Genomic DNA, 5,838 nt, shown 5'->3' on the forward strand with positions numbered 1-5,838 from the left:
GTGGTCGCCGCCCTCGCCGCCGACCTGCCGACGATGATCATCGGCCGTGGTCTGCAGGGCATGGGCATGGGGCTGGTCCCGCTCGGCATCAGCGCCCTGCGCGACCTGCTGCCGCCGGAGCGGCTCACCACCTCCATCGCGCTGATGAGCGCCTCGCTCGGCATCGGCGGTGCGCTCGGCCTGCCCTTCGCCTCGGCGATCGCCGACTACGGCAGCTGGCGCGTGCTGTTCTGGGTGTCCGGCGCGCTCAGCCTGGCGGTGGCCGTCCTGATCCGCGTGGCCGTCCCCGACACCGAGCAACCGCGCGCGGCGCACGGCGGCTTCGACCATGTCGGCGCCGTCGGCCTGGGCGCGGGGCTCGTGTCGCTGCTGCTCGCGGTGTCGAAGGGCGCCGACTGGGGATGGGGGAGCGGCACCACGCTCGGCCTGTTCGCGGCCGCCGTCGTCGTCCTGCTCGCATGGGGCTGGTGGGAGCTGCGGCAGAGCGAGCCGATGGTCGACCTGCGCACCACCGCGCGCCCTCAGGTCCTGCTCACCAACGTCGCGTCGGTGGTCGTCGGCTTCGCGATGTACGCCTCGGCGCTCATCGCCCCGCAGCTCCTGCAGCTGCCCGAGGAGACCGGCTACGGACTGGGCAGGTCGATGATGGCCATGGGTCTGCTGATGGCGCCGTCGGGCCTGATGATGATGGCCGTCGCCCCGCTCGGCGGGAAGCTCACCACGAAGCACGGCCCGAAGGTCACGCTGCTCCTCGGCTGCCTCGTCATCTCCGCGGGCTATGGCCTGTCCGTCGGGATGATGGGCTCCGAGTGGACGTTGATGGCCGTGATGATGGTGATCAACGGCGGCGTCGGCCTCGCCTACGGCGCCATGCCCGCCCTCATCATGGGCGCGGTCCCGCAGTCGGAGACGGCCGCCGCCAACAGCTTCAACACCCTGATGCGCTCCATCGGCACCTCGGTCTCCGCGGCCGTCGTCGGCGTGGTCCTCTCCCAGATGACCGTGGACGCCGGCCCCGTGCGCCTGCCCTCCGAGGACGCCTTCCGCACCGGCATGCTGATCGGCTGCGGCGTCGCCCTCCTCGCCGCCGCGATCACGCTGACCATCCCGTACCGCACACCCGACCCCGGCCCTCGTGCCCGCAACGAGGACCACACCTCCGTGACGGAGAATGTGCGCAGGTGACCGCGCGGGCGTCACCGGCGGTGACACGGCGGACAGCAGGGTCCGGCCGGGCCGCGCGCCACCGGGAGGCAGGCCCTGAGTACCGTCGCCGCCGAGATCGTGTCGGCCGTACTGCTGGCGGGGGTGCTCGGCTTCGCCGTCGTCCGCCCGCGGGGACTGCCGGAGGCGGTGGCGGCGGTGCCCGCGGCGGGCCTCCTGGTCGGCCTCGGCGCGGTGTCGCCGGACGAGGCGTGGCAGCAGACCCGCGAGCTCCTTCCCGTGGTCGGCTTCCTCGCCGCCGTCCTGGTCCTCGCCCAACTCTGCGACGACGACGGGCTGTTCGCGGCGGCGGGCGACGCCGTCGCGCGGGTGTGCGGGGGCAGCCCGCGGCGGCTGCTCGGCGGGGTGTTCGCCGTCGCCGCCGTCATCACGGCCGTGCTCAGCCTCGACGCGACAGTCGTGCTGCTCACCCCGGTCGTCTTCGCGACGGCCGCGCGGGCCGGGGTGCGGGCCCGGCCGCACGTCTACGCCACCGCGCACCTGGCCAACTCCGCGTCGCTGCTGCTGCCCGTCTCCAACCTCACCAACCTCCTCGCCCTCGCCGCCAGCGGGCTCTCCTTCACCCGGTTCGCGGCGCTGATGGCGCTGCCGTGGCTGGCCGCCATCGCCGTCGAGTACGCCGTCTTCCGCCGCTTCTTCCGCACCGATCTGACGGCGAGCGTGCCGCAGCCGCCCGCCGTCGGCCGCCCTCAACTCCCCGTCTTCACCGTCGTCGTGCTGTGCCTGACGCTCGGCGGGTTCGTGGTGACGTCGTTCGCCGGGGTCGACCCGGCCTGGGCGGCCCTCGGCGGCGCGCTCGTCCTCGCCGTCCGCGCCCTGGCCCGGCGCCGGACCACGCCGCGCGCACTCGTCACCGCGGCGGGGCTGCCGTTCTGCCTGTTCGTGCTGGCGCTCGGCATCGTCGTCAAGGCCGTGGTCGACAACGGCCTCGGCACCGTGATCGGCCACGCCCTGCCCGACGGGGACTCCTTCCCGGCGCTGCTCGCCGCCACCGCGCTCGCCGCGGCCCTGGCGAACCTCATCAACAACCTGCCCGCCGTCCTCGCCCTGCTGCCGGTCGCCGCCGCCGGCGGGCCCGGCCCGGTGCTCGCCGTCCTCATCGGCGTCAACCTCGGCCCGAACCTGACGTACGTCGGTTCCCTCGCGACCCTGCTGTGGCGGCGCATCCTGCACGAGCACGACGACGCGCCCGCACTCGGCGACTTCACCCGCCTCGGACTGCTGACCGTTCCCGCCACACTGGTCGCGTCCACCACCGCGCTGTGGGCGGCCCTGCACACCATCGGAGGCTGACCGCACTCATGAGCACCGGAGGCCGACCGCACCCATGAGCGTCATCATCTGGATCACCGAGGGCACCTGGCCCGCCTGCGTCGACGCGGCCCGCGAACGCGCCGCCGCCGACCCTGACCTGGTCCTCCTGCATCTCACCGACGACACGGCGGCCGAGGCCGCGCACGGCGCGTTCGCCGGACTCCTCGGCCGCGGCCACCCCGCCCGCGACCCCGGCACCCGCGTCGAGCACCTCTCCGCGACGGCGGCCGACGACCTCCTCGCCCGCGCCGAACAGCGCCTCGGCCGCCCCGCCCGCCACCTCGTCCTGCACGGCCGCCCCGAACAACAGGTCGTGCTCGCCGCCGACAACGCCGACCTGCTCATCTGCGCCCGCGACGGCGACGCCGCCCACCCCGGCCCGCGCAGCCTCGCCCCACCCACCCGCTTCGTCGTCGACCACGCCCCCTGCCCGGTCCTGCTGGTGTGGCCCACGGCTCCACAGGGCCAGTAGGTCCCCGGTGGGCCCCCGTAGGCTCCCCAGACGTGACCTCGACAGACGCGAAGCCCCCGACGCCCCGGACGCCCCCGACGAACTCGACCACCACCTCCCTCGCCACCCACCAGCGCTCGCTCGGCGACCCCGAGTCCCGCTTCCCGCTCTGGCCGCCGCTCACCGCGGGCTGCCCCGTCACGAGCACCGCCACGATGGCGTACCCGCTCGACGTGGACTACGCGTACGAGAAGGCCGACACGGACGTCTTCGGCCGGCCCGGGACCGTCGGCGCCGGGCGCGGAAGCGGCGGCCGGGGCCACGACCGCTGGCAGCAGCTGCTCCCGCCGCTCCTGGCCCCCGGCCTCGGCGAGGGCGGCACCCCGCTGATCGACCTCGGCGACGGCATCCACATCAAGGACGAGTCCCGCAACCCCACATGGAGCCACAAGGACCGGCTCAACCGCTGCACGGTCAGCGCGGCCGCCGGTGTCGGCGCCCCGGGGATCGTGGTCGCCTCCTCCGGCAACCACGGGGCGTCCGCCGCCGCGTACGCCGCCCGCGCCGGGCTCCGCTGCGTGGTCCTGACCTCGCCGGACCTCCCGCCCGCGGTCGACTCCTTCCTCCACGCGTACGGGGCGGTGGTGCTCCCCGTCCCGACGCACACCCGCTGGCCGCTGCTGCGCGAACTGGTGGACCGCCTCGGCCTGCACCCCGTCTCCAACCAGACCGAGCCCGCGCACACCGGGCATCCCTTCGGCCCCGAGGGCTACAAGACCATCGCGTACGAGATCGTCGGCGAACTCGGCGTCCCCGCGGCCGTGTTCGTGCCCACCGGCTACGGAGAGATGCTCTTCGGCGTCTGGAAGGGCTTCACCGAACTGCGCCGCCTCGGCGTCACGGACCGCGTCCCGAGCCTCTACGCCTGCGAGCCCGCCGCGGGCGGCCCCCTCACCGCGGCCCTGCGCGCCGGCACCCCGGCCGCCCAGGTCGAGGTCGGCCCCACCGACGCGTACGGCATCGACTGCCCCGTGGGCAGTTACCGGGGTGTCCTCGCGGTGCGCGAGAGCGGTGGCCGCGGGGTGCTCGTGAGTGACCGTCAGATGTATGCGGCACAGGGGGAGTTGGCGCGCCAAGGGCTGTGGACGGAGCTCTCGGGGGCGGCGGGCCTGGCGGGGCTCCGGAGCATGCGCGACGCGTCGGGCGATGCGCTCGCGGACCTCGAAGGCCCGGTGGTGTGCGTCGCCACGTCGAGCGGCTTCAAGGACCGCTCCGTCGGGACGCGCACCTCGGAGCCCGTGGAGCCGAGCTGGGAGGGGGTGCGGAGTCGGCTGCGGGCGGTGGGGCTATGGTGAAATGTCCAGTTTCTGAGGCATGTCATCCGCATCACGACGCATGCCGTCCACATCACTGTGAGGGCCACGGCACCATGACGAACCAGAACCCGAAGGTCGACCAGTTCATGGAGACGGTCGAGCACCCGCAGAAGGAGGCCGTCGCATATCTGCGCGCCGCCGTCCTGAAGGCGGAACCCGGCCTCACCGAGCAGGTGAAGTGGAACGCGCCCAGCTTCTGCCACGACGGCGTCGACCGGGTCACGTTCCAGCTGAAGGCCAAGGACGTCCAGCTCATCTTCCACCGGGGCGCCAAGGTGAAGGACGGCGACGCCGAGTTCGTCTTCCCCGACGACACCGGCCTGATGAAGTGGCGCTCCAGCGACCGCGCCGTGGTCACGTTCCAGGACCTGGCCGATGCCCAGGCCCACGAGGCGGCCTTCCTCGACCTGGTGGGGCGCTGGGTCCGGGCCTGAGCGGGATGCGCCGGGCGGCGTGCCGGGGCGGAGCGAGCGGTGCGGCGCGGTGTGGCCCGCTGCGGACTCGCGCGCTGGGGCCCGGCGTGCTGCGGCCTGGCGTGCGGCGCGCTCGGGCGTGTTGACTCACGGCCATGTCGACGACTCTCGGTGTACCGACCCCCGACCCGGCCGCCTACATGCTGCGCGCCGCCGCGCACGACGCGGGACGCGCGTACAAGCGGGACCTGCTCGACCAGTTGGACGTCCGGGCGGGCCACACCGTGCTGGACGTCGGCTGCGGCCCCGGCGCCGATCTGCCGTCGCTGGCCGAGCGCGCCGGGGCGAGCGGTACGGTCATCGGCGTCGACCGGGACCCGGACATGCTCGCCGCCGCCCGCGCCCGCACGGAGCGGCTCGCGGGCGTGACCGTCGTCGAGGGGGACGCCCACGACCTCCCCGTCGAGCGGGGCACCGTGGACCGGGCCAGGGCCGACCGGGTCCTCATGCACGTGGACGTGCCCGCCGACGTGCTGGCGCAGCTGCGCCGGGCCACCCGCCCCGGCGCCCGGATCGCCCTCGCCGAACCCGACTGGGACACCCTCGTCGTCGACGCCGACGACCTGGAGACGAGCCGGGCCTTCACGCGCTTCACGGTCTCCCGCGCGGTGCGTAACGCGACCGTCGGGCGCCGCCTCGCCCGGCTCACGGAGGCGGCGGGCTTCACCGTCGAGGCGGTGTGGGCGACGACGCCGGTCTTCCGCGACCTGCGGGACGCCGACCACTCGCTGGGCCTGGGCCGGAACATGCGGCGGGCCGTCGAGGCGGGCTTCGTGGCGGAGGAGCGTGGCCGGGAGTGGTTCGCCTCGCTCGCGGAGGGGCCGTTCTTCGCGTCGTTCACGCTGGTCAGCGTCGTCGCGACGCGTAAGCCCTGAGCCAAGCGGCCGTCGGCTCCGCAAACGGCCCTAGGTCGTGTCCGCAAAGTCATGGCAGCCAGAGTCGCAGGCAGGCGAGGGTGACCATGGCTTGGTAGTGGGTGGCTCGTTTGTCGAAGCGGGTG

General features: G+C 74.2%; 6 protein-coding genes. All 6 read left to right on the forward strand.

Going from position 1 to position 5,838, the window contains the following annotated elements:
* Positions 1-1,185, forward strand: a 1,185-nt coding sequence (locus ACFWYM_RS44835) for an MFS transporter (protein WP_384851345.1), incomplete at its 5' end; no start/stop codon positions are given.
* Positions 1,186-1,260: 75 nt separating this feature from the next.
* The gene (locus ACFWYM_RS44840) at positions 1,261-2,517 is read left to right on the forward strand and encodes an SLC13 family permease (protein WP_384851350.1); all 1,257 of its coding nucleotides are present in this window, start codon (positions 1,261-1,263) and stop codon (positions 2,515-2,517) included.
* Positions 2,518-2,551: 34 nt separating this feature from the next.
* On the forward strand, positions 2,552-3,010 hold the full coding sequence (locus ACFWYM_RS44845) for a universal stress protein (RefSeq protein WP_384851346.1): 459 nt from the start codon (positions 2,552-2,554) through the stop codon (positions 3,008-3,010).
* Positions 3,011-3,042: 32 nt separating this feature from the next.
* Positions 3,043-4,344 carry a pyridoxal-phosphate dependent enzyme gene (locus ACFWYM_RS44850; RefSeq protein WP_384851347.1) on the forward strand — a complete coding sequence of 434 codons (1,302 nt, stop codon included), beginning with the start codon at positions 3,043-3,045 and terminating at the stop codon, positions 4,342-4,344.
* Positions 4,345-4,418: 74 nt separating this feature from the next.
* Positions 4,419-4,799, forward strand: coding sequence for a DUF1801 domain-containing protein (locus ACFWYM_RS44855; RefSeq protein ID WP_384851348.1), 381 nt, complete (start codon positions 4,419-4,421; stop codon positions 4,797-4,799).
* Positions 4,800-4,933: 134 nt separating this feature from the next.
* The gene (locus tag ACFWYM_RS44860) at positions 4,934-5,713 is read left to right on the forward strand and encodes a methyltransferase domain-containing protein (RefSeq protein WP_384851349.1); all 780 of its coding nucleotides are present in this window, start codon (positions 4,934-4,936) and stop codon (positions 5,711-5,713) included.
* Positions 5,714-5,838: the final 125 nt, after the last annotated feature.

Origin of the sequence: Streptomyces sp. NPDC059009 (assembly GCF_042740175.1) — a bacterium.
In the GTDB taxonomy this organism is placed as follows: Bacteria; Actinomycetota; Actinomycetes; order Streptomycetales; family Streptomycetaceae; genus Streptomyces.